The organism is Nocardioides sp. GXQ0305, assembly GCF_050880345.1.
Taxonomy (GTDB): domain Bacteria; phylum Actinomycetota; class Actinomycetes; order Propionibacteriales; family Nocardioidaceae; genus Nocardioides.
In genome coordinates this window covers 294,728-315,716 of sequence record NZ_JBNYXG010000002.1, presented here as the reverse complement: position 1 = coordinate 315,716, position 20,989 = coordinate 294,728, and the positions used below count along the sequence as shown (strand labels likewise).

Below are 20,989 nucleotides of genomic sequence, written 5' to 3'. Positions count from 1 at the left end.
TGCCTGCGACCCTCAATCTCCTCGCAATGCTTGTCCGCTCGCACGCTCGCGGCCAGGGCTCGGATCAGTGGTCGAAGTCGATCGAGGCGAAAGTGCGTAGCTTCTTCAGCTGGTGCTCGGAGACGATGGAGCGGATGGTGCCGCTGCGCGCCCGCATCACCAGCGAGCTGGTGGTGCACCCGCCGGCGCGGTAGCGCACGCCGTGCATCAGCTCTCCGTCGGTGATGCCCGAGGCGACGAAGAAGGCCTCGTCGCTCTGGACCAGGTCGTCGGTCGTGAGCACGTGGTCGGTGTCGAGGTCGTGCCCCGCGTCGAGCGCCTTCTGGCGCTCGTCGTCGTCGGTGGGCCAGAGCTGGCCCTGGATCACGCCGCCGGTGCACTTCATGGCGCACGCCGCGATGATCCCCTCCGGGGTGCCGCCGACGCCGAGCAGCAGGTCGATGCCGGTGTTGGGCCGCGCGGCCATGATCGCACCGGCGACGTCGCCGTCGGTGATGAACTTGATCCGGGCCCCGGTCTTGCGGATCTCGTCGACCAGCTTCTCGTGGCGTGGCCGGTCGAGCAGCACGACGGTGACGTCCTCGGGGTTGGACCCCTTGGCCTTCGCCACCTGGTGGATGTTCTCGGCGACGGGCAGCCGGATGTCGACGACGTCGGCCGCCTCGGGGCCGGTGACCAGCTTCTTCATGTAGAAGACCGCCGACGGGTCGTACATCGCGCCGCGCGGCGCCACGGCGAGCACCGAGATGGCGTTGCTCATCCCCTTGGCCGTGAGGGTGGTGCCGTCGATCGGGTCGACCGCGACGTCGCACTCGGTGCCGGTGCCGTCGCCGACCTTCTCGCCGTTGTAGAGCATGGGCGCCTGGTCCTTCTCGCCCTCGCCGATGACGACGGTGCCGTCCATGCTGACCGTGGAGATCATCACCCGCATGGCGTTGACGGCCACCTCGTCGGCGCCGTTCTTGTCGCCCCGCCCGACCCAACGGCCTGCGGCCATCGCCGCCGCCTCGGTGACCCGGACCAGCTCCATCGCGAGGTTGCGGTCGACCTTGCCGGGGGTCACGGGAGGCTCGCCCGACGTCTCGGGCGGGGTGTCGGGCTGCGTCATGCGCTGACTGTACCGACCCCGGAGGTGTCGGCCGGGTAGGTACGGACGGCCGTGGCCTTCACCCACAGCCAGACGTCGGTGCCGGGCGCCAGCCCGAGGTCGGCGGCCGCCGCGGGCGTCACGTCCGCGATCAGGTCGGGGTCGGCGTGCACCAGCAGCCGCACCGCGTCGCCGTGGGGCGCGGCGTCGGCCACCCGGCCCCGCCAGCGCAGCCGCGGGGACCCGTCCGGCTCGCGCAGCCCGACGGCGACCGCGTCGGGGGTGAAGGCCATCAGCTCGGTGCCGCGGCGGACGACGTTGAGGCCCACCAGCCGGGCGACGTGCTCGGTCGCGGGACGCTGGGCGACCTCGGCCGGGGTGCCGACCTGGGCCACCTGGCCCGCGTCGAGCACCAGCACGCGGTCGGCGATGGTGAGGGCGTCGATGGCGTCGTGGGTGACCAGCAGGGTGACTCCGCCGTACGACGCGAGGTGGCGGCCCAGCTCGATCCGCAGCGCGGTCGCGACCTTCACGTCGAGGCCGGTGAGCGGCTCGTCGAGCAGCAGCAGCGCGGGGTCGGTCGCGAGCGCCCGTGCGATCGCCACCCGTTGCGCCTGCCCTCCCGAGAGCCGTGGGGGCTTGCGCCCGGCGAGGTCCCCGATGCCGAACCGGTCGAGCCACTGCTGCGCAGCGGCGTCGGCCTCGGCCCGCGCCGTTCCGCGCGAGCGGGGGCCGAAGGCGACGTTGGCGCGGGCCGACAGGTGCGGGAACAGCCGCTGGCCCTGGAAGACCATGCCGATCCCGCGGTCGCGGGCGGGAAGCCCCAGGAGGTCGACGCCACCCAGCCGGGCGTGGCCCGCGGCCGGGGCGAGGCCCGCGATCGCCCGGACCAGAGAGGTCTTGCCCGCGCCGTTCGGGCCGATCACCGCGCAGACCGAACCCGCGTCCACCCCGAACGCGGCCCGCACCCGGTCCGCGACCGAGAGGTCGACGTCGAGGCCGCCCGGCGCCGTCACGGGGGCGTCCCCAGCCAGCGGTCGCGCAGCGCGAGCAGCACGAGGATCGAGACCAGCAGCATCACCAGGCTGAGGGTGAGTGCGGCGTCCTGGTCGGACTGGCGGGTCACGTAGATCAGGGTGGGCATGGTCTGGGTGGTGCCGGGGTAGTTGCCGTTGAAGGTGATCGTCGCACCGAACTCGCCGAGCGAGCGGGCCCAGCCCAGGACCATCCCCGCGACGATGCCGGGCAGGGCGAGCGGCACCGTCACCCGACGGAACGTCGTCCACCGCGACGCCCCCAGGGTGGCGGCGGCGGCGTCGTACTCGGGGTCCGCCGAGCGCAGCGCGCCCTCGATGGCGATCACCACGAACGGCATCGAGACGAAGGTGTGGGCGAGGACCACGCCCCACGTCGTGAACGGGAACGCGAACCCCGTCAGCTCGAGCAGCGGCTCGCCGATCACGCCGGAGCGGCCGAACGCCGTGCGCAGGGCCACGCCGGCGACGACGGGTGGGAGGACCAGCGGCACGGTCACCAGGGCCCGGACCAGTCCGCGGCCGCGGAAGTCGACCCTCGCCAGCAGCCAGGCGAGCGGCAGCCCCAGCACGAGGCACACGAGCATCGCGGCGGTCGAGGTGAGCAGCGACAACCACAGCGCGTCCTGGAGCGACTCCGACGCCAGCTGGGACGGGAGCTGCTGCCACGGGGTGGCCGCGACCATCGCCACGAGCGGCACGATGAGCAGCAGCGTGGCGGCGGCCGCCGGGACCAGCAGCAGGGCCGGCGGTCGACCGAGGGGGTCCGCCGCGCGGCCCGCCCGCGTCGGGGGCGGAAGGGCGTGCCCGACGGTCACGGCAGGGAGAAGCCGGCGTCGGTGAGGGCCTGCCGGCCGGCCTCGGAGGTCACGAGGTCGACCCACGCCTGGGCCAGGTCGGGGTCCTCGCTCTGGGCCAGTGTGGTGATGTAGTACGAGGTCAGCTGCTCCTCGGCTCCGGGGATCTCCACCGTCGCCACGTCGTCGCCCGCAGCCACCGCGTCACTCGCGTAGACCAGGCCGGCGTCGGCCTCGCCCGAGATCACCTTGTCGAGGGTCGCCCGCACGTCCTCCTCGAGACTCGCGGGCTCGGCCGTGACGCCGTCGCCCTCCAGCACGCCGAGCGCCACCCGCCCGCACGGGACCTCGTCGGCGCACCGCACCCAGGTCGCTCCCTGCAGGTCGTTGAGCGACTCGATCCCGGCCGGGTTGTCGGGTGGGGTCACGATCACCATCACGTTCGTGGCGAACGTGGTGACCTCGCCGGTCACCTCGGCGTCCTCGGCGACCTGCATCGAGGTCTCGTCGGCGGTCGCCAGCAGGTCACCCGGCGCGCCGTCGGCGGCCTGCTCCGCGAGGTCGGTGCTGGACCCGAAGGAGAAGGTCACGGTGGCGTCGTTCTCCTCCTCGAACTGCTCGGCGAGGCCCTCGTAGACGTCGGTGAGGGACGCTGCGGCGAGCACCGTGAGCTCGCCGCCGCCCGCGCCGCCCGCGTCGCCCGAGTCGCCCTCGTCGTCACCGCCGCCGCACCCGGCGAGCGGGAGGAGGAGCAGCAGCGTGGCCAGCGACCTGGTGAGCGTGCGCATCAGGGCCTCTCGACGACGACGTTGGTGGACTTCACCGAGACGATGGCCCGGACGCCGGGCTCGAGCCCGAGCTCGTCGGCAGCCTCGGCGCTCATCAGCGACACCATCCGGTAGGGGCCGCAGATCAGGTCGACCTGGGCCATCACGGTGTCCTTGACGACCTTGGTGACGATGCCGGTGAGCCGGTTCCGGGCGCTGACCGCGCTCGCGCGGTTCCGGTCGCGGTCGGGGTGGTCGGCCAGCTCCTCGGCGAGGCGGGCCAGGTCGTCCCCCGCGACGACGGTCCGGCCCCCGCCCGACCGATCGGTGTCGGCCGCGATCCGACCGGCGTCGATCCAGCGGCGCATGGTGTCGTCGCTGACGCCGAGCAGCTCGGCGGCTTCCGCGATCCGGTACGTGGTCACGCGAAGAGTGTTCCGCAGGTGCGGACCAGGTTCAACTATCGGGCAGCAGGTGCGGAAGTCACACGACCAGGGACAGGGTCGCAACGGCGGCGACCAGGGAGACAGGGGTCAGCAGCAGCGAGACCCGGTGGAACTCCCGGGTCGACGGTGGCAGCCCCTGCCGGACCAGGGAGCGTCGCCACAGCAGGTTGGCCAGGGACCCCGTCCAGGTCAGGCCCGACCCGACCGTGAGCCCGATCAGGGCCGCCAGCACCGCAGCGGTGCCGAGGGGCGCCGCCATCGGCACCAGCAGCAGCGTCGCCGAGAGGTTGGTGACCAGCGCCGCGAGACCGGTCGCGAGCACGGCGAGCAGCAGCAACGACGCGAAGCCGGTGCCGTCCGGCAGCAGGGAGCGCAGGTCGGCGCCGAGCGGCCCGTCCCCGAGCGTGGCGACCACCAGCCCGAGGGAGAGCACGAACCCCGCGAAGGACGGGTGGGCGGCCGCGAGGGCGCGGCGGGGTCCGGCCAGGCCCCGCCGCCACGCCCAGGCGAGGAGCGCGACTGCGGCGACGCTCGACACCACGCCGGGCTCGACGCCCAGGGGAGAGGTGACCGCGAACCCCGCGAGCATCGCCCCGACCACCACGACGGGCACCACGGGCATCGGGACGGGGGACGTCGAGCGACGGTGCTGGCCCGGGTCGGCGAGGTCGCGGCGGTGCAGCCAGCGGAGCCCGGCGTACTCGACCACCAGGACGACGGCCCACACCGGTGCCATCACCGCCGCGAAGCCGGCGAAGCCCAGCGACAGGTGGGGCATCGCCAGCAGGTTGGTGAGGTTGGACACCGGCAGCAGCAGCGAGGCGGAGTTCGCCATCCGCAGGCACGCACTGGCGCCCGGTCGGTGGGGGATGCGCAGGGCGAGCGCCGCCGTCGTGACCACCGGGGTCAGCAGCACCACGGTGGCGTCCAGGCTGAGGGTGGCGGTGATCGCCGCGGCCACCAGGAGGGTCCCCGTGAACACCGGGACCGCCCGCCCGCGACCGAGACGCACGATCCGGTCCGCGGCCCATGTGAACAGCCCCGCGGCCGCGCAGAGGTCGGCGACGACCAGGATGCTCGCGAGGAAGAGCACCACCGGTCCGAGGTGGCGCAGGGTCTCGGCCACCAGCTCGGCGTCGAGCAGACCGCACGCGGCGACCGCGGTCACCGACACTGCGCCGACCGCGAGCTCCACGCGTCCGGACGGGTGCCGGACGGCGGTCACCAGGAGGGCGACCAGCGCCGCGAACGCGACGCCGTCGGCGAGGGGCGGCACGCGCGGAATCTACGTCACCTGTGAGACTGGACGGGTGAGCGAGCAGCCCGGCCGGTACCAGCGGTCGCCCGCCGGGATGGTCGGTGCGCTGCTGGTGCTGCTGCTGGCGATCGGTGCCTTCGTCGGGTTCCGGGCGCTCACCCGCGACGAGCTCGAGGTCGAGCCGGAGCGGGTCGACTACCTCGCCGCAGTGGAGGCAGCCCAGTCCGAGGACTGGGACGTGGCCTACCCGCCGACCCTGCCGTCCGGCTGGCGCGCGACGAGCATCGACGCCACCGCACCCGTGGACTGGGGACTCGGCTTCCTGCCCCGCGACGGCTTCGCCGGCGTACGGCAGTCCGACGAGCCCCTGTCGGACCTGCTGGAGACCTACGTCGACGCCGAGACGACGTCGCTCCCCGCGGTCGAGGTCCCGGGCGACCTCGGCGGACGCTGGGAGGCGTTCGAGGACGCCGAGGGCGACCTGGCGTACGCCACCGAGGTGGGGGACCAGACGCTGCTGGTGTACGGCTCGGCGTCCGACGACGACCTGCTCGGACTGGCCGAACGACTGACCACCGACCCGGTGTCCTAGTCGTCGTCGCGGGCCATCGCGTCATCGAGCCGCTTGCGAGCGCCCTCGAGCCACTGCTGGCAGACCCTGGCGAGATGTTCGCCCCGCTCCCACAGGGCCAACGACTCCTCCAGGGTGGTGCCTCCGGCCTCCAGGCGGCGGACCACCTCGACCAGCTCCTCGCGTGCCTGCTCGTAGGGGACGGAGTCCGGCTCGGCGCCGTCTCCCGGCCTCTCGGTCGGCTCCTGGTCGCTCACGACGCCTCCTCGGGTCGGGTTCCGGTGGTGGTGGCGAGCACCCGCCCGTCGACCACGCGCACGCTGACGTCCTGCCCGGGCTCGACGCCGGCCACCGACGTCAGGACGTGGCCCGCGTCGTCCTGGAGGACGGCGTAGCCGCGACGCAGCGTCTCCAGGGGTGAGAGCGAGCGGACCCGGGCCCGCTGGTGGTCGAGGTTGTCGGCGGCCCGCTCGAGACCGTGGCGCAGCGAACGGCGGGCCCGCTCGCGGAGGTCGTCGACCTCCGCCCGTCGCTCGTCGACCAGGCCCCGGGGGTCGGCGAGGGCCGGCCGGGACCGGAGGGCATCGAGGGCCGCCTGCTCGCGGGCCACCAGCCCGGTGACCGCCCCGCGCAGCCGGTCACGCGCCGTGACGACGGCGCGCAGCTCCTCGGCGACGTCGGGGACGACCAGCTTGGCGGCGTCGGTCGGCGTGGATGCGCGGACGTCGGCGACCAGGTCGAGCAGCGGGGTGTCGGGCTCGTGGCCGATCGCGGACACGACGGGCGTGCGGACCGCGTGCACGGCCCGGAGCAGCCCCTCGTCGGAGAACGGCAGCAGGTCCTCGACCGAGCCCCCGCCCCGCGCGACCACGATCACCTCGACTCCGGAGTTCCGGTCGAGCCGCTCCACGGCCTCGGCGACCTCGAGCGCGGACCGCTGCCCCTGCATCGCGGCGTACGCCGTCTCGAACCGCACGGCCGGCCACCGCCGTCGTGCGTTGTCGAGGACGTCGCGCTCGGCCGCCGACCCCGGGGCGGTGACCAGGCCGACGCACCCGGGCAGGAACGGCAGCCGCCGCTTGCGGGCCGGGTCGAACAGGCCCTCTGCGGCGAGCAGCTGCCGGCGGCGCTCGAGCCGCGCCAGCAGCTCCCCCAGGCCGACCATCCGGACGTCGGACGCCGCCAGCGAGAGGCTGCCGTTGCCCGCGTAGAACGAGGGCCGGGCGTGGACGACGACGCCGGCGCCCTCGACCAGCGGCGGGTTGAGGGAGTCGAACAGCGTGCGGGCACAGGTGACCTGCAGCGACACCTCGGCGACCGGGTCGCGCAGGGTGACGAACACCGTGCCGAGCCCGGGCCGTCGGGTGAACTGCGTCACCTGGCCCTCGACCCACACCGCCCCGAGCTGACCGATCCACTGTGAGAGCGCGTTGGACACCGCGCGCACCGGCGCGGGCGCGTCGGGGGTGGTCTCTCGCAGCGAGGGCACGGCGATCACCCTAGACGTGCGCCAGGACATGTCCGACGACTTCGGCGTGGCAGCGTCGGCTCCGTAGACTCGGGCCCATGACGACCGACCTGGGCACTCCGCCCGTCCTGAGCCCCGACGAGGCCGATCGCGCCGTCCGGCTCGCCGCACCGCGCGGCTACTGCGCCGGCGTCGACCGCGCGGTCGTCACCGTGGAGCAGGCCCTGGACCTGTACGGCGCCCCGGTCTACGTCCGCAAGCAGATCGTCCACAACAAGCACGTCGTCTCCGACCTCGAGTCGCGGGGCGCCGTGTTCGTCGAGGAGCTCCACGAGGTCCCGACCGGCGCCACCGTCGTGTTCTCCGCCCACGGTGTCTCCCCGGAGGTCCACCGGCAGGCCGCGGCACGCGACCTCAAGACCATCGACGCCACGTGCCCGCTGGTCACCAAGGTCCACCACGAGGCCAAGCGGTTCGCGGGCGAGGACTACGACATCCTGCTCATCGGCCACGAAGGTCACGAGGAGGTCGAGGGGACGGCCGGCGAGGCGCCCGACCACATCCAGCTGGTGCAGAGCCCGGCGGACGTCGCCGACCTCGTGGTCCGGGACCCCGAGAAGGTCGCCTGGCTCTCCCAGACCACGCTGAGCGTCGACGAGACCCTGGAGACCGTCGCCGCCATCCGGGAGCGCTTCCCGGCACTGCTCGACCCGCCCAGCGACGACATCTGCTACGCCACCCAGAACCGGCAGCTCGCGATCAAGGAGATCGCCCAGGACGCCGACCTGGTGATCGTCGTCGGCTCCGGCAACTCCTCCAACTCCGTCCGGCTGGTCGAGGTCGCGCTCGAGGCCGGGGCGACCGCGGCCCACCGGGTCGACGACGCCGGCGAGATCGACGAGTCGTGGCTGGACGGCGTCGACCGGGTGAGCGTGACCTCCGGCGCCAGCGTCCCGGAGGAGCTGGTGCAGGGAGTGCTGGAGTTCCTCTCCGAGCGGGGCTACCCCGACGCGCAGGCGGTCCACTCCGCCGAGGAGTCGCTGATCTTCGCCCTGCCCAAGGAGCTGCGCCGGGACCTCAAGGCCCGCCAGCAGGCCTCGGCGACCCCGGGTCAGGCCTGAGGCCCGTCCCGTGGCCCGCTACGTCGACCTGCACCCGGAGAACCCGCAGCCGCGCCTGGTGGGGCAGGTCGTCGACGCCCTGCGCGACGACGCCCTGATCGCCTACCCGACCGACTCCGGCTACGCGCTCGGCTGCCAGCTCGGGAACCGCGACGGCCGCGACCGGATCCTCCGGATCCGGCAGCTCGACGAGCGGCACCACTTCACGCTGATGTGCAAGGACTTCTCCCAGCTCGGCCACTTCGTGCACGTCGACAACGCCGCCTTCCGGGCGATCAAGGCGGCCACGCCGGGGCCGTACACCTTCGTGCTCCCGGCCACCCCGGAGGTGCCGCGCCGGCTGATGCACCCCCGGAAGCGGACGGTGGGGGTGCGGATCCCCGAGCACGTCGTGGTGTGCGCGCTGCTGGAGGAGCTCGGCGAGCCACTGCTGACCAGCACCCTGATCCTGCCCGGCGAGGACGAGCCTCGCGTCCACGGCTGGGACATCAAGGAGGAGCTCGACCACGAGGTCGACATCGTCGTCGAGTCCGGAGAGGTGATCCCGCAGCCGACCACGGTGGTCGACTGGTCGGAGGGCTACCCGGAGGTGGTCCGGGTGGGCGCCGGCGACCCGGCGCGGTTCGCGGCCTGAGGCGTGGCGGCGGATCGACGGGCGGAGGCCCGGACGAAGCGCTGCCGCACCGCGAGCGTGACCAGCGTCAGCAGGTAGCCGCTGACCAGGGCGCCGCTGTGGTCGGCCAGTCCGGTCACCACCGACTGCACCAGCCCGTCGCTCGGGTGGCCGAGGACGCCGGGGCGCGCCACCTCGAGCAGCGCCATCACCCCGACCATGAGCAGGGGCGGCAGCACCCCCACGGTGAAGAAGTCCGAGGGTCGCACCGCCAGGGCGAGGGCGAGGCACAGGGCGACGAAGCTCAGGTCGAAGAAGAAGCCCACGTCGCCCCCGAGCCAGAGGTCGAGCGCGAGCGCGCTCAGGGCGGTCGCCACCCCCAGGACGACGACCTGTCGTCCGGGCTCACGACCCTCCTCCCAGAGGGTGCGCCGGCCCGGGACCGTGTGCTGGGACACGCCAGCAGCGTAGGAGCCCGTCATGCCTCGCCGGAGGCGGCGCGCCGGTCGACCGCCCGCAGCTCCACTCCGGCGACGGACCGCGCTCCGGCCTCCACCTGGCGGGGCGTGGCCAGCTCGTCGTCGGTCACCTCGAGGTCGGTGAACCGCCGTGCGGTCACCAGCACCCGGGACTCCAGGCTCCCGACCGCCTGGTTGTAGGAGGTCACGGCCGTGTTGAGGGAGCGGCCGACCCGGTCGAGGTGGCCGCCGAGGGTGCCGAGCCGCTCGTGGAGGTCGCGGCCCAGCCGCTGGATCTCGCCGGCCCGGTCGGCCAGGGCCTCGTGGCGCCAGCCGTGGGCGACGGTGCGGAGCAACGCGATCAGGGTGGTGGGCGACGCCAGCACGACCTGCCGGCCCGCCGCGAAGTCGATCAGGCCGGCGTCGGCCTCGAGCGCCGCGGCGAGGAACGACTCGGCCGGCACGAACAGCACCACGAACTCCGGGGTCTCGGCGAACGAGCGCCAGTAGCCCTTCGACCCCAGCTGGTCGACGTGGTGGCGCAGCTGCCGGACGTGACGCGCCATCGCGTCGGCGCGCACGGCCGGGTCGTCGGTGGACGTCGCGTCGAGGTAGGCGTCGAGCGGCACCTTGGCGTCGACGACCACGCTCCGGCCGCCGACCAGGTGGACGACCAGGTCGGGGCGGCGTGCGCCGTCGTCGACCGACACCTGCTCGGTGAAGTCACACCGGTCGACCAGCCCCGCGAGCTCGACCGCCCGGCGCAGGTGGAGCTCGCCCCAGCGACCCCGCACCTGGGGGCGTCGCAACGCCGTCGAGAGCGAGCGGGTCTCGCGGCGCAGCTCGGACACGTGGTGGTGGAACTCGCCCTGCCAGGACGCCCGCTGCCGGTCGAGGTCGAGCACCTGGTCGCTCAGCCGGTCGAGGCCCTGCATCACCTCGGACTGGTCGACCATCCCGGCCACGGCGCCCGGGCGCGAGCGGGCGGCCAGCCAGCCCAGCGCCGCCCCGAGGGCCAGGCCCACGGCGAGCACCACCAGCATCACCATCACCAGCGAGGTCTCCATGCCGGTGAGCATGCCCGACACCACCGACAAGGGCCTGCCGACCGGCCCCGGCGTTGCGGTCCGGCGACGGCGGTCCGGCACAATCGGCCCACGATGGACGAGCCGGAGGCCGCGCGAGGCGGGCGTGACGCGACGGTCCTGGCGGCCGGGTCGCTGGGCAGCGGCGTGCTGGCCTACGTCTTCTTCGCCGCCGTCACCCGTGCCCTCGGCGCCGAGGTGTCCGCGCCGGTGGCGGTCCTCTGGGCCTGGTGGAGCTTCGCCGGGGCCGCGCTGACCTTCCCCCTGCAGCACTGGATCGCGCGGCAGGCAGCGATCGACCAGGGCGAAGCCGGCGTCCGGCACCAGCTGCCACGGGTGCTGGTCGCCGTCGCCGGGGCCTCCCTCCTCGCCGGCCTCGTGGCGTGGCTGGCCCGGGAACGGCTGTTCGGCGTCGAGGGCTGGGCCTTCCCCCTGCTCGTGGTCGCCGTCGGGCTCGGCTCGGCAGTCATCGGCGTGGTCCGCGGGACGCTGAGCGCGCGACACCGGTTCACGGCGGTCGGCATCGGCCTGGTCGCCGAGAACGGGCTGCGCTGCGTCCTCGCCGGGGGCCTCGCCGTCGCCGGTGTCGACGCACCCGAGGCGTACGGCGCCGTGCTGGTCGCCGGGTACGCCGCCGCGGCCCTCTGGCCCTCGGCCCTGGTCCCGCGCCGCACGGGTCGGACCGCCGGGACGGCTGCCCTGGGCTTCGTCACGGGCGCGTCGGCCGGCCAGCTGCTGGCCCAGGCGGCGCTGACGGGCGGCCCGGTCCTCCTCGCCGCCGTCGGCGGTGCGCCGGCCGAGGTGACCGCGCTGTTCGCGGGGCTCGCGCTGTTCCGCGCGCCGTACACGCTCGCCATCGGCCTGGTCTCCGCGCTCACGGGGCGGCTGACCCGGCTGGTGGTGTCGGGTCGTCGGGCGGCGCTCGTCCGCGTCCGCCGCACCGTCGTCGCGCTGACGGCCGCGCTCGTCCTGCTGGCGGGGCTGGGGGGCGCGTGGCTGGGACCGCCGGTCATGGAGCTGGTCTTCGGCGAGGGGGTCCGGCTGGCCGCGTCCGACACCGCCGTGGTCGCGGTGGGGTCGGTCTTCGCGCTCGCCAACCTGGTGCTCCTCGTCGGAGCGCTCGCGCGGGGCCGCCCGCACGCGGCCGCGGTGGTGTGGCTGCTGGCAGCCCCGGCCGGGGTGGCGGGCTACCTGCTCCGCGGCGGCGACGCGCTCGACCGCACCTGCTGGGCGTTCCTGGCGGTCGAGGCGGCGGCCTGGGTCGGCTTCCTGGTCCTCGACACGCGCTCAGACCGGCTTCTGCCCGGCCAGGAAGATCGATGACCCGAACGGCAGGTCACGTCGCCGCAGCCAGCGGGCCTCGACACGGGAGGCGCCGAGCAGTGCCCGCTCCACGAGAGGTGACGGCTGGGGGAGCCCCTCGTCGGTCGGCGCCGACGGCCTGACCCGCCGCAGCAGCCGCTCGGCGGCGAACGCCGGGAACACCCCGGCGAAGCCGTAGCTGCAGCGGTGGACGTCGAACCCGGCGGCGCGGACCGCGGCCAGCAGCCGCGGGCGGGTGTAGCGCCGGTGGTGGCCGGCGCGGACGTCGTGGTCGGTCCAGGCCCACTCGTAGGCGGGCACCGAGAGCAGCAGTCGGCCGCCCGGCCGCAGCACCCGTCGCAGCTCGGCCAGCGCCTGCGCCTCGGGGTCGCAGTGCTCGACCACGTCGAACGCCGCCACCACGTCGAAGCTGGCGTCGCGGAAGGGCAGCGTGAGGGCCGACGCCCGCACCCCCTGGCCGGGGCGGAGCCCACGTGGGTCGAGATCGACCGAGACGTGGTGGTGGTCCCCCCGCATCCAGGTGACGCTCGGACCGTCGGCGCTGCCGACGTCGAGGACGCGGGAGGGGCTGCCGACGTGGTCGGCCAGCGCCGCCTCCAGCAGCGCGGACCGGGCCGTGTACCACCAGTAGTCGGGGCTTTCGATCGACGCCGACCCCTCGCGCTGCTCCGGGACGGTCACGACACCGACTCCACCGCACCGACCAGGGACCCGACGACCCGGGCCACCTCGGCCTCGGTGAGGGTGTTGAAGAACGGCAGCCGGACCAGCCGCGAGCTGACGTCGGTGGAGACCGGGCACTCGGTCGTCCGCGCCGCGAAGCGACGTCCGCCCTCCGAGCTGTGGAGCGGCACGTAGTGGAACGTCGTCCCGATCCCCTGCTCGCGCATCGTCGCCATCACCGGCGCCCGCATCTCCGCGTCGGGGAGCAGCACGTGGAAGAGGTGCCAGGCGGGGTCGCAGTCCTCCGGCAGCACCGGCAGCCGCAGCCCCAGCTGCTCGGCGGGACCCTGCAGGGCCTCGAGGTAGCCCTCGAAGACCCGGCGTCGACGGGACTGGATCGACTCGGCCTGCTCGAGCTGCGCCACCAGGTAGGCCGCGAGCACGTCGGAGAGCCCGAAGGAGGAGCCGGTGTCGCGCCAGGAGTACTTGTCGACCTGGCCCAGGAAGAAGGCCTGCCGGTCGGTGCCCTTGTCGTAGAGCACCCGGGCGCGGTCGACGTCGGCGGCGTCGTTGAGCAGGATCGCGCCGCCCTCGCCGCAGACGAAGTTCTTGGTCTCGTGGAAGCTCAGCGTGCTCATCCGGCCCAGGCCACCGAGCGGCTCGCCCCGCCAGCGGCCGAGCAGCCCGTGCGCGGCGTCCTCGACCAGTGCGACGTCGGGCCGGTGGGCCAGCACCTTCCGGATGCCGTCGAGGTCGCAGGCGATGCCGGCGTAGTGGACGACCACCACGGCCCTGACCGAGTCGTCGAGCAGCTCGGCGAGGTGCCGGGGGTCGAGCCCGAGCGTCTCGGGCTCGATGTCGCAGAACAGGATCCGCGCACCCTGCCGGGCGAACGCCAGCGCGCTGCTGGTGAACGTGAACGACGGCACCACCACGGTGTCGCCGGGGCCGAGGTCGAGCAGCAGGCAGCTCAGCTCGAGCGCGTCGGTGCACGAGGTGGTCAGCAGCACCTCCTCGGCGCCGGTCGCCTGCTGCAGGAAGGCACCGGCGCGCTTCGAGAAGGGGCCGCCCGACGAGGTGTGGCCGCTCGCCAGCGCCTCGGCCATGTGGTCCAGCTCGCGGCCGGTCACCTCCGGCCGGTTGAACGGGATGTCGAGCGGTGGGGTCATGGGGTCAGCCTGTCGGTCCAGGGGAGGGCGCGGTCCAGCATCCGGGCGAGGGCCGCGTCGGAGTCGGCGAAGTAGTCGCGCAGCTGGGAGAGCAGGTCGTCGTCGAGCTCGTCCCCGACCGTCGAGCTGGCGTTGACGGGCGCCTCGTCGCCACCGGGGCGTACGCCGTCGTCGACGCCCAGCCACCCGAACAGCGTCCCGATCCGGTCGGGCTCGGCCAGCATCTCCTCGAGGAACTGCACGTGGACCGGGAACCGGTCGCACCACCGGGCGAGGTCGTCGGCGTACCGGCCCCGCTCGAGGTAGGCGAAGGGCGAGACCGACGAGGAAGCGGGGTCCCACGGGGCCGGACCCTCGAGGTTGGCCCGCAGCGCCTCGGACAGCGAGCGGGTCTCGACACCGTGGTCCCGGCTGAAGCTCCAGTTCGACACGGCGCGGGCCACCGGGTCGCGCAGCTGCACCACGATCTGCGGCTCGCCGAGGGTCTCGGCGACCCGGTCGGGGGCGGACTCGCTCTCCAAATAGCTGGTGCTCTTCTCGCCGAGCAGGTCGCCCTCGCGCGCGTGGCCGAAGAAGCGTGCCCGGTAGGCGTCGGCGTCGACCGGGCCGGGGGACAGGAACACCTTCGGCTCCGGCGTCGCCGGCCGGGCCATCGCGATCCGGGGATGGCCGGCCAGCTGGTCGTGGAGCCAGGTCGTGCCGCTGCGCTGGGCCCCGACCACGAGGAAGTGGCGGGGCATCAGTTTCCCACCCGGCGTACGACGTGGAAGGACTCGGCCGTGCTGACCGTGTTGAGCGTCCGCACGACGTACTCACCGATCATCGACAGCAGCGCGATGATGAAGCCGGCGAACATCGACAGCAGCACCATGATCGACGTCCAGCCCTCGACGACCGACTCGGTCACCAGCCCGCGCACGACCAGGAAGCCGCCCAGCACGAAGCTCAGCCCCGAGATCGCGAACCCGAGCAGGGCCGCCGCCCGCAACGGCCACGAGCTGTAGCTGAACAGGATCGTGAACACCAGTCGCAGGATCTTGACCAGGCTGTAGGTGCTGCGGCCGGCCGGACGCGGGTCGTGGCGGACCGTCACGTTGGCGCGCTGGCCGGAGAACATCAGCGCCTGGCCGGTGATGTAGGGGTACGTCGTCCGCGACGCCAGGATCCGGTCGACCACGTCGCGGCGCAGGATCCGGAAGTTGGACACGACGAGGTCCTGCGGCTGTCCGAACACCCGTCGGTTGATCAGGCCGATCAGCTTGCTCCCGATCCGCCGGTGACCTGATGCCTGCTTCTGCTCGAACCGGCCGAAGACCACCTCGTGGCCCTCCATCGCCTTGTCGATCAGCAGCAGCGCCTGGTCGGGCGGGTTCTGCAGGTCGTCGTCCATGGTGATGACCCAGTCGCCGTCCGCCTCGCGCAGGCCGGCGAGGTTGGCGTGGTGCTGGCCGTAGTTCTTCATCAGGTCCAGGGCGACGACGCCGGGTGTCGTGCCGGCGCGCTGCGAGATGACCTCCCAGCTCCGGTCGGAGCTGCCGTCGTTGACCAGCACGAGCTGGAACTCCAGCCCTGCCTCGGTGAACGTCCGCACCACCCGGTCGACCGTCTCGCCGACGATCTCGGCGCTGTTGTAGACGGGGATCACGATCGAGTAGCGGAAGCTCGCCCGGTCGAGCAGGTCGGTCATGCCACGGATCGTCGCACGCCGGACGCCCCGGCGTCGGGCAGGGTGTCCCGCAGGAGCCGCTGCATCTCGGCCCGCTCCTCGCTGGTCGTCTGGCTCACGGAGACGTACCAGGCGTACGGCTTCGGCCCGCCGCCGAGGAGGAGGTAGTCGCGCTGCAGGACCGGCTGGATCCAGGCCCACGGCTGGCCGTAGACGGTGATCACGGTCGGGTGGGCCCGCTTGACCGCCCGGGCCAGGCCGCGCATGCCGCGCGGGTACGTCGCCCTCAGGTAGTCGGCCTGGCCACCGGAGAACAGCTGGTAGCGGATCGGGTTGCGCGCCTCGGCGAACACCAGCGGAGCGGGGTTGCTGATCGCCAGCACCTCGGGGTCGTCGAGCACGGCGAGCACGGCGTCGTTGTGGCGGCGCTGCTCCACCAGGTCGTGGGAGCGGCTGAGCAGCGCGGTCGTCGCCGTGGCCACGACCAACGCGCCCACCACGAGGCCCGCGACCCGCGGCGCCCGGGCCGGGCGCCAGGACGCGACCAGGAGGTGGCCCAGCCCGGCGAGCCCGCAGGCGGCGAAGGGGAGGAACAGGAAGGCGTCGGGCCAGCCCTCGAAGGCCATCAGCGACCACAGCAGGCAGCTCACCGTGCCGGGCCCGAGGGCGGCCACCGCGACGGCACCGGGGGAGTCCCGGTCGAGGCGGCGGAACCGGGCCGCCGACACCGCGAGAGAGGCCAGCACGCCGACGACGAGCAGGGTCAGCGACCAGCCGAAGCCGGTGACCAGCCGTCGGGGGGTCTGCAGCAGCGTGAGCAGGCCGCGCTGCGTCGTGTACCCGGCGTTGACGGCGTAGAAGCCCTCGTAGAACTCGGCGAACGCGCCGACGGCGAGGAAGTAGACGACGGTCACCAGCGCCACCGCCAGTCCCGCCACGGCGAACCGGAGCAGGGCCGTGACCCGGGGACGCCACCCACCCGGGAGCGCCACCACCGCCACCGCGACGACCACCGTGAGCGGCACGAACGACCCCTGCCAGGAGAGGGTCGCCAGCGCGGTCGCCACCCCCGCGGCGGGCCAGTGCCGTCGCGAGACCGCCCACAGCGCGAGCAGCATGAACAGCACCATCGTGGTCTTCTCGCGGGGCCCGCCCGTGGCGTAGGTGACGAACCCCTGGAACGACAGCAGCGCGGCCGAGGTCATCACCCCGGCGAGCCGGGAGCCGTACAGGTCACGGCCGAGCACGTACGCCGCCCACAGCGCCAGCGCCGAGAGGACCATCATCGTCACGCGCATGGCCAGCAGCTCGTCGGCGCCGACGAGCTCGCCGAGCGCCGCCCCGGCGCCGGGGACGAGGTGGGCCAGCGGGCCGGCCCGGTTGAGGATCTGGACGTACGGCGGCACCCCGTCGGCCACCTGCTGGCCGGCGTACGCGTAGACCGACACGTCGCGGGTCAGCGAGCCCTCGAAGCCCTGCAGCAGGAAGACGCCAACCCCGACCAGGGCGGCCAGCGGACCCCACGCGTCGACCCGAGACCAGCGCATCATCAGTCGGGCAGCTCCCGTCCGACGATCTCGCGCAGCTCGGCGAGCTGCTCCTCGTCGATCGAGCTGTCCACGTACCAGGTCTCGAGGTAGGTGGTGCCGAGGTCCTCGTAGTGCTCGTCGAGGACCGGCCGCACGAAGTGGTACCAGGTGGGGTGGTCCATGGTGATGATGGTCGGGCGGTCCTCCTCGATGTCGGCGGCCAGCCCGTCGAGGCCGCCGGGCCAGGTGTCGTCGACGTACTCGTAGAGGCCGCCGATGAACATCTGGTGGTAGATCGGGTTCTCCAGCCGCCCGAACACGAGGGGCTGCGGCGAGCCGATCGACATCACCGTGGCGTCCGGTCCGACCACCTCCAGCACCTGCTCGTTGACCTCGGCCATCGGCTCGAGCCGGTCGTCGCGGGTCGTCCAGGCGTTGACCCCGCCGGCGACCGTCACCAGCACGGCGTACGCCGTGGCGACCGCGACGCCCCCCCGGGCGGGGACGCGGGACGCCACCGCGTGCACCAGCCCGCCGAGCCCCGCCGCCGCCAGCGGCAGGGCGAACACGGCGTCCGCCCAGCCGTTGAAGACGTTGAACGACCACAGCAGGCTCACCAGCGTGCCGCCGCCGAGGGCGACCACCGCCACCGCGTACGGGTCGTCCCGGTCGAGGCGCCGCAGCCGCACGGCCCCGAGCACCACCATGGCGCCCAGGCCGCACAGGATCAGCCACAGCGACCACCCGAAGCCCTCGAAGATCTCGGCAGGTTCGTCGGCCAGGTAGCGCAGCAGCCCCGTCTGTCGGGTGTAGGTCGCGTTGATCAGGTAGAAGGCGTCCCAGAACTCCTTCAGCGCGTCGACGAGGACGTAGTAGACGACGAAGGCCAGGGTCGTGACGATGCCGCCGACCGCGTAGCGGGTGAGGGCGACCAGGGTGCCCCTCCCGCCACGCACGAGCAGCGCTCCGGCGACCACGGCGCCGAGGGCGCCGAAGAACACGGGTTGCCAGGTGAGGGTCGCCAGCGCGGTCGCGACCCCGGCCCAGCCCCACCGGCGGTGGACGACGGCCCACAGCGCCAGCGCCATCAGCAGCATCACCGTCGTCTTCTCCCGCGGTCCGCCGGTGGCGTAGGTGACGAAGCCCTGGAAGGCGAGCAGGCTGGTGGCCGCGGCGACGCCCGCGACCCGGGAGCCGAACGCGTCGCGGGCCATCAGGTAGACGACCCAGACGGCGATCACCGACAGCACCATCATCAGGATCCGCATGGCGATCAGGTCGTCGTAGCCGGAGTCGGCGCCGAGCAGTCGCCCGACCCACGTCCCCACGCCCGGAACCATGTGTGCGAGCGGGCCGGCCCGGTTGAGCACGGCGACGAACGGTGGCACCCCCTCCGCGAACTGCTGGCCGCCGTACGCGTAGAGCGCCAGGTCGCGGGTCAGGACGCCCCCGAAGCCGTGCAGCAGGAAGACGACGCTCGCGACGGCGGCCAGCAGCGGGCCCCACGGGTCGAGACCGCGGAACCGGCTGGCGGGGCTGGGCTTGCGGTCGGGCACGCCGGTCAGCGTAGGGCGGGGGGCGGTGCCCTCGTCGGACCGGCTCATGCCTCGGCGAGGTCCACGACGACGGGTGCGTGGTCGGACGCCCCGGTGCCCGCGCGCTCGTCACGGTCGATGAAGGCGCCGGTGACCCGCCCGGCGACCTCGGGGGAGGCGAGCACGAAGTCGATGCGCAGCCCGCGGTTCCGCTCGAACCGCTGCCGGTAGTAGTCCCAGTAGGTGTAGACCCCCGGCCCCGGCGTGTAGGGCCGCACCACGTCGGCGTACCCGTCGTCGAGGAACCCCTGGAAGGCCGCCCGCTCGGCGGGGGTGACGTGGGTCGACTTCGCGAACTGCGCGGGGTCGAACACGTCCTCGTCGGTCGGGCACACGTTCCAGTCGCCGACCAGGGCGGTCGGGGTGTCGAGCCAGGGTGCGGCCGCGTCGCGCAGCCGCGCCATCCAGTCCAGCTTGTAGTGGTAGTGGGGGTCGTCGGGCTTGCGGCCGTTCGGGACGTAGAGCGACCACACGCGGACCCCGCCACAGGTGGCGCCGAGCGCCCGCGCCTCCGGTGCCTCCGGCTCGCCCCACCCGGGCATCGCGTCGAAGCCGACCCGGACGTCCTCGAGGCCGACCCGGCTCACCAGCCCCACGCCGTTCCACTGGTTGGTCCCGGCGACCGCGACCTCGTAGCCGAGGGCGTGCAGCCCCATCAGCGGGAGCTGCTCCTCGCGGGCCTTGGTCTCCTGGACGGCGAGCACGTCGACGTCGTGCCGCTGGAGGAAGGCCTCCACCCGGTCGATCCGGGAGCGGAGGGAGTTGACGTTCCACGTGGCCAGGCGCACGCGGCGAGGCTAGCGCGCGATTCGGGGACGGCTCGCCGGAGACCTAGACTGCTCGCCCGTGGCTCTCACCATCGGCATCGTCGGACTGCCCAACGCCGGCAAGTCCACCCTGTTCAACGCGCTCACCAAGAACGACGTGCTCGCCGCCAACTACCCGTTCGCGACGATCGAGCCGAACGTCGGCGTGGTCGGCGTCCCGGACGACCGGTTGCCGCGCCTCGGCGAGCTGTTCGACAGCGCCCGGGTCGTCCCGGCCACGGTGGAGTTCGTCGACATCGCGGGCATCGTCCGTGGGGCGAGCGAGGGGGAGGGGCTGGGCAACAAGTTCCTCTCCCACATCCGGGAGTCGGCGGCGATCTGCCAGGTGACGCGGGTGTTCCGCGACGAGGACGTGACGCACGTCGACGGCGCGGTCGACCCGGCCAGCGACATCTCGACGATCCAGACCGAGATGATCCTCGCCGACCTGCAGACGGTCGAGAAGGCGATCCCGCGGCTGGAGAAGGAGGCCAAGGGCAAGAAGGAGCTCGGCCCCGTCGTCGCCGCGGCGAAGGAGGCGCAGGCCGCCCTGGAGGCCGGGACGCCGATCATCGCCACCGACCTCGACCGGTCGCTGCTGCGCGAGCTGTCGCTGCTGACCGCGAAGCCGTACCTCTACGTGTTCAACTGCGACTCCGACGAGCTCGGCGACGAGGACCTGAAGCAGCGGATGCGCGAGCTCGTGGCCCCGGCGGAGGCGATCTTCCTGGACGCCAAGTTCGAGGCCGAGCTGGTCGAGCTCGACGACGAGGACGAGGCGCGCGAGATGCTGGCGGAGATGGGGATCCCCGAGCCGGGCCTCGAGCAGCTCGCCCGGGTCGGCTTCGACACCCTCGGCCTGCAGACCTACCTCACCGCGGGTCCGAAGGAGGCCCGCGCGTGGACGGTCCGCAAGGGTGCCACCGCCCCGCAGGCCGCCGGTGTCATCCACACCGACTTCGAGAAGGGCTTCATCAAGGCCGAGATCGTCTCCTACGACGACCTGATGGACGCCGGCTCGATGCTGAAGGCCAAGGAGGCCGGCAAGGTCCGCATGGAGGGCAAGGACTACGTCATGCAGGACGGCGACGTCGTGGAGTTCCGCTTCAACGTGTGAATCGGCGCGTTTGCGCAGGTCAGACGGGGTGTAGCTCCTCCCAGTCCGCACACAGTCCGCAAGAATTTCAGAGTGATGGGCTCGATGTGGCAGCTCGGAAGTGCACCTCCGGACCCCGGGCCCCTTGCCGTTGCCCTCTCCACCCGGCCAGTTAAGCGGGGAAGTGGAACGTCGGCGCGTAATTCACTCCGCCCTGGTGCTCGTCGACCGTCACCGGGGGGAGAACATTCCGCCGGTGCCCCAGTAGCAGGGCGACGCCGGCCGGTCCGGCTATGAATAGGTGGATTCTCGTCGCGCCGGTCTCCCTGCCTTCGTGTGGCATCTGGGTCACCAGGTGACTCGGATCCCACGCGGATGACGCCATGTTGCGAGCGCGGCAGCGGGTTCTTCTACCGCGCGACTGATTGAACAGACAT

General features: G+C 73.2%; 23 protein-coding genes. 5 read left to right on the top strand and 18 right to left on the bottom strand.

Going from position 1 to position 20,989, the window contains the following annotated elements; all coding sequences use genetic code 11:
* Window positions 1-64 precede the first annotated feature (64 nt).
* The 6 genes from glpX to ACQ1X7_RS06350 are packed head-to-tail and all read right to left on the bottom strand — an operon-like array spanning window position 65 to window position 5,407.
* Window positions 65-1,108 carry a class II fructose-bisphosphatase gene (gene glpX / locus ACQ1X7_RS06375; RefSeq protein WP_432477330.1) on the bottom strand — a complete coding sequence of 348 codons (1,044 nt, stop codon included), beginning with the start codon at window positions 1,106-1,108 and terminating at the stop codon, window positions 65-67.
* A complete protein-coding gene (locus tag ACQ1X7_RS06370; RefSeq protein WP_432477329.1) occupies window positions 1,105-2,103 on the bottom strand; it encodes an ABC transporter ATP-binding protein in 999 nt (332 codons plus the stop codon). The genes glpX and ACQ1X7_RS06370 overlap by 4 nt, the downstream gene beginning before the upstream one ends.
* Window positions 2,100-2,939, bottom strand: coding sequence for an ABC transporter permease (locus tag ACQ1X7_RS06365; protein ID WP_432477328.1), 840 nt, complete (start codon window positions 2,937-2,939; stop codon window positions 2,100-2,102). Before ACQ1X7_RS06365 ends, ACQ1X7_RS06370 begins: the two co-directional genes overlap by 4 nt.
* Complete coding sequence (modA, locus tag ACQ1X7_RS06360; RefSeq protein ID WP_432477327.1) at window positions 2,936-3,706, bottom strand: molybdate ABC transporter substrate-binding protein; 771 nt, start codon at window positions 3,704-3,706, stop codon at window positions 2,936-2,938. The genes ACQ1X7_RS06365 and modA overlap by 4 nt, the downstream gene beginning before the upstream one ends.
* Window positions 3,706-4,110, bottom strand: coding sequence for a TOBE domain-containing protein (locus ACQ1X7_RS06355; RefSeq protein WP_432477326.1), 405 nt, complete (start codon window positions 4,108-4,110; stop codon window positions 3,706-3,708). Before ACQ1X7_RS06355 ends, modA begins: the two co-directional genes overlap by 1 nt.
* 58 nt (window positions 4,111-4,168) lie before the next feature.
* Window positions 4,169-5,407, bottom strand: a complete 1,239-nt coding sequence (locus ACQ1X7_RS06350) for an SLC13 family permease (protein WP_432477325.1) — start codon at window positions 5,405-5,407, stop codon at window positions 4,169-4,171.
* A 34-nt stretch (window positions 5,408-5,441) separates the two neighbouring features.
* Here ACQ1X7_RS06350 and ACQ1X7_RS06345 point away from each other — a divergent pair, with 34 nt between their 5' ends.
* Window positions 5,442-5,981 (top strand): DUF4245 family protein, encoded by a 540-nt coding sequence (locus ACQ1X7_RS06345; protein WP_432477324.1) that lies wholly within the window; start codon window positions 5,442-5,444, stop codon window positions 5,979-5,981.
* Here ACQ1X7_RS06345 and ACQ1X7_RS06340 read toward each other — a convergent pair.
* Together ACQ1X7_RS06340 and xseA are read right to left on the bottom strand one after the other, a co-directional pair.
* Window positions 5,978-6,217 carry an exodeoxyribonuclease VII small subunit gene (locus ACQ1X7_RS06340; RefSeq protein ID WP_432477323.1) on the bottom strand — a complete coding sequence of 80 codons (240 nt, stop codon included), beginning with the start codon at window positions 6,215-6,217 and terminating at the stop codon, window positions 5,978-5,980. The two genes, ACQ1X7_RS06345 and ACQ1X7_RS06340, sit on opposite strands and share 4 nt — an antisense overlap.
* On the bottom strand, window positions 6,214-7,449 hold the full coding sequence (gene xseA, locus ACQ1X7_RS06335; protein ID WP_432477322.1) for an exodeoxyribonuclease VII large subunit: 1,236 nt from the start codon (window positions 7,447-7,449) through the stop codon (window positions 6,214-6,216). Before xseA ends, ACQ1X7_RS06340 begins: the two co-directional genes overlap by 4 nt.
* A 77-nt stretch (window positions 7,450-7,526) precedes the next feature.
* Here xseA and ACQ1X7_RS06330 point away from each other — a divergent pair, with 77 nt between their 5' ends.
* Window positions 7,527-8,549 carry a 4-hydroxy-3-methylbut-2-enyl diphosphate reductase gene (locus ACQ1X7_RS06330; RefSeq protein ID WP_432477321.1) on the top strand — a complete coding sequence of 341 codons (1,023 nt, stop codon included), beginning with the start codon at window positions 7,527-7,529 and terminating at the stop codon, window positions 8,547-8,549.
* Between the two features lie 10 nt (window positions 8,550-8,559).
* Window positions 8,560-9,183 (top strand): L-threonylcarbamoyladenylate synthase, encoded by a 624-nt coding sequence (locus ACQ1X7_RS06325; protein ID WP_432477320.1) that lies wholly within the window; start codon window positions 8,560-8,562, stop codon window positions 9,181-9,183.
* Here the strand turns inward: ACQ1X7_RS06325 and ACQ1X7_RS06320 are convergent.
* Together ACQ1X7_RS06320 and ACQ1X7_RS06315 are read right to left on the bottom strand one after the other, a co-directional pair.
* On the bottom strand, window positions 9,129-9,620 hold the full coding sequence (locus tag ACQ1X7_RS06320; protein WP_432477319.1) for a DUF6542 domain-containing protein: 492 nt from the start codon (window positions 9,618-9,620) through the stop codon (window positions 9,129-9,131). The two genes, ACQ1X7_RS06325 and ACQ1X7_RS06320, sit on opposite strands and share 55 nt — an antisense overlap.
* Window positions 9,621-9,640: 20 nt before the next feature.
* Window positions 9,641-10,687, bottom strand: coding sequence for a DNA recombination protein RmuC (locus ACQ1X7_RS06315; protein ID WP_432477318.1), 1,047 nt, complete (start codon window positions 10,685-10,687; stop codon window positions 9,641-9,643).
* Window positions 10,688-10,780: 93 nt separating this feature from the next.
* Here ACQ1X7_RS06315 and ACQ1X7_RS06310 point away from each other — a divergent pair, with 93 nt between their 5' ends.
* Window positions 10,781-12,028 carry a lipopolysaccharide biosynthesis protein gene (locus ACQ1X7_RS06310; RefSeq protein WP_432477317.1) on the top strand — a complete coding sequence of 416 codons (1,248 nt, stop codon included), beginning with the start codon at window positions 10,781-10,783 and terminating at the stop codon, window positions 12,026-12,028.
* Here the strand turns inward: ACQ1X7_RS06310 and ACQ1X7_RS06305 are convergent.
* From ACQ1X7_RS06305 to ACQ1X7_RS06275, 7 genes are read right to left on the bottom strand one after another with little or no spacing between them, the layout of a single operon-like run.
* Window positions 11,993-12,709, bottom strand: coding sequence for a class I SAM-dependent methyltransferase (locus ACQ1X7_RS06305; protein ID WP_432477316.1), 717 nt, complete (start codon window positions 12,707-12,709; stop codon window positions 11,993-11,995). The genes ACQ1X7_RS06310 and ACQ1X7_RS06305 overlap by 36 nt on opposite strands.
* The gene (rffA, locus tag ACQ1X7_RS06300; protein ID WP_432477315.1) at window positions 12,706-13,860 is read right to left on the bottom strand and encodes a dTDP-4-amino-4,6-dideoxygalactose transaminase; all 1,155 of its coding nucleotides are present in this window, start codon (window positions 13,858-13,860) and stop codon (window positions 12,706-12,708) included. The genes ACQ1X7_RS06305 and rffA overlap by 4 nt, the downstream gene beginning before the upstream one ends.
* Window positions 13,857-14,600: a sulfotransferase family protein gene (locus tag ACQ1X7_RS06295; RefSeq protein WP_432477314.1), complete on the bottom strand. Its 744-nt coding sequence runs from the start codon at window positions 14,598-14,600 to the stop codon at window positions 13,857-13,859. Before ACQ1X7_RS06295 ends, rffA begins: the two co-directional genes overlap by 4 nt.
* Complete coding sequence (locus tag ACQ1X7_RS06290; RefSeq protein ID WP_432477313.1) at window positions 14,600-15,547, bottom strand: glycosyltransferase family 2 protein; 948 nt, start codon at window positions 15,545-15,547, stop codon at window positions 14,600-14,602. The genes ACQ1X7_RS06295 and ACQ1X7_RS06290 overlap by 1 nt, the downstream gene beginning before the upstream one ends.
* Entirely contained in the window at window positions 15,544-17,076 is a 1,533-nt protein-coding gene (locus ACQ1X7_RS06285; protein ID WP_432477312.1) for a hypothetical protein, read from the bottom strand. Before ACQ1X7_RS06285 ends, ACQ1X7_RS06290 begins: the two co-directional genes overlap by 4 nt.
* Window positions 17,076-18,611: a glycosyltransferase family 39 protein gene (locus ACQ1X7_RS06280; RefSeq protein WP_432477311.1), complete on the bottom strand. Its 1,536-nt coding sequence runs from the start codon at window positions 18,609-18,611 to the stop codon at window positions 17,076-17,078. The genes ACQ1X7_RS06285 and ACQ1X7_RS06280 overlap by 1 nt, the downstream gene beginning before the upstream one ends.
* Before the next feature lie 44 nt (window positions 18,612-18,655).
* Complete coding sequence (locus tag ACQ1X7_RS06275; protein ID WP_432477310.1) at window positions 18,656-19,438, bottom strand: exodeoxyribonuclease III; 783 nt, start codon at window positions 19,436-19,438, stop codon at window positions 18,656-18,658.
* 58 nt (window positions 19,439-19,496) lie between these two features.
* Between ACQ1X7_RS06275 and ychF the strand changes: the two genes are divergently transcribed.
* Complete coding sequence (gene ychF, locus ACQ1X7_RS06270) at window positions 19,497-20,573, top strand: redox-regulated ATPase YchF (RefSeq protein WP_432477309.1); 1,077 nt, start codon at window positions 19,497-19,499, stop codon at window positions 20,571-20,573.
* A gap of 151 nt (window positions 20,574-20,724) precedes the next feature.
* Here the strand turns inward: ychF and ACQ1X7_RS06265 are convergent, their stop codons facing one another.
* Window positions 20,725-20,895 (bottom strand): SAVED domain-containing protein, encoded by a 171-nt coding sequence (locus ACQ1X7_RS06265; RefSeq protein WP_432477748.1) that lies wholly within the window; start codon window positions 20,893-20,895, stop codon window positions 20,725-20,727.
* Between the last annotated feature and the right edge of the window lie 94 nt (window positions 20,896-20,989).

What these genes read in the sequence shown, in the direction of transcription:
- ACQ1X7_RS06295 (WP_432477314.1), bottom strand. Translation starts at nt 14,600, where the DNA reads ATGCCCCGCCACTTCCTCGTGGTCGGGGCCCAGCGCAGCGGCACGACC.
- rffA (WP_432477315.1), bottom strand. Translation starts at nt 13,860, where the DNA reads ATGACCCCACCGCTCGACATCCCGTTCAACCGGCCGGAGGTGACCGGC.
- ACQ1X7_RS06290 (WP_432477313.1), bottom strand. Translation starts at nt 15,547, where the DNA reads ATGACCGACCTGCTCGACCGGGCGAGCTTCCGCTACTCGATCGTGATC.
- ACQ1X7_RS06265 (WP_432477748.1), bottom strand. Translation starts at nt 20,895, where the DNA reads ATGCCACACGAAGGCAGGGAGACCGGCGCGACGAGAATCCACCTATTC.
- ACQ1X7_RS06310 (WP_432477317.1), top strand. Translation starts at nt 10,781, where the DNA reads ATGGACGAGCCGGAGGCCGCGCGAGGCGGGCGTGACGCGACGGTCCTG.
- glpX (WP_432477330.1), bottom strand. Translation starts at nt 1,108, where the DNA reads ATGACGCAGCCCGACACCCCGCCCGAGACGTCGGGCGAGCCTCCCGTG.
- modA (WP_432477327.1), bottom strand. Translation starts at nt 3,706, where the DNA reads ATGCGCACGCTCACCAGGTCGCTGGCCACGCTGCTGCTCCTCCTCCCG.
- ACQ1X7_RS06315 (WP_432477318.1), bottom strand. Translation starts at nt 10,687, where the DNA reads ATGGAGACCTCGCTGGTGATGGTGATGCTGGTGGTGCTCGCCGTGGGC.
- ACQ1X7_RS06330 (WP_432477321.1), top strand. Translation starts at nt 7,527, where the DNA reads ATGACGACCGACCTGGGCACTCCGCCCGTCCTGAGCCCCGACGAGGCC.
- ACQ1X7_RS06285 (WP_432477312.1), bottom strand. Translation starts at nt 17,076, where the DNA reads ATGATGCGCTGGTCTCGGGTCGACGCGTGGGGTCCGCTGGCCGCCCTG.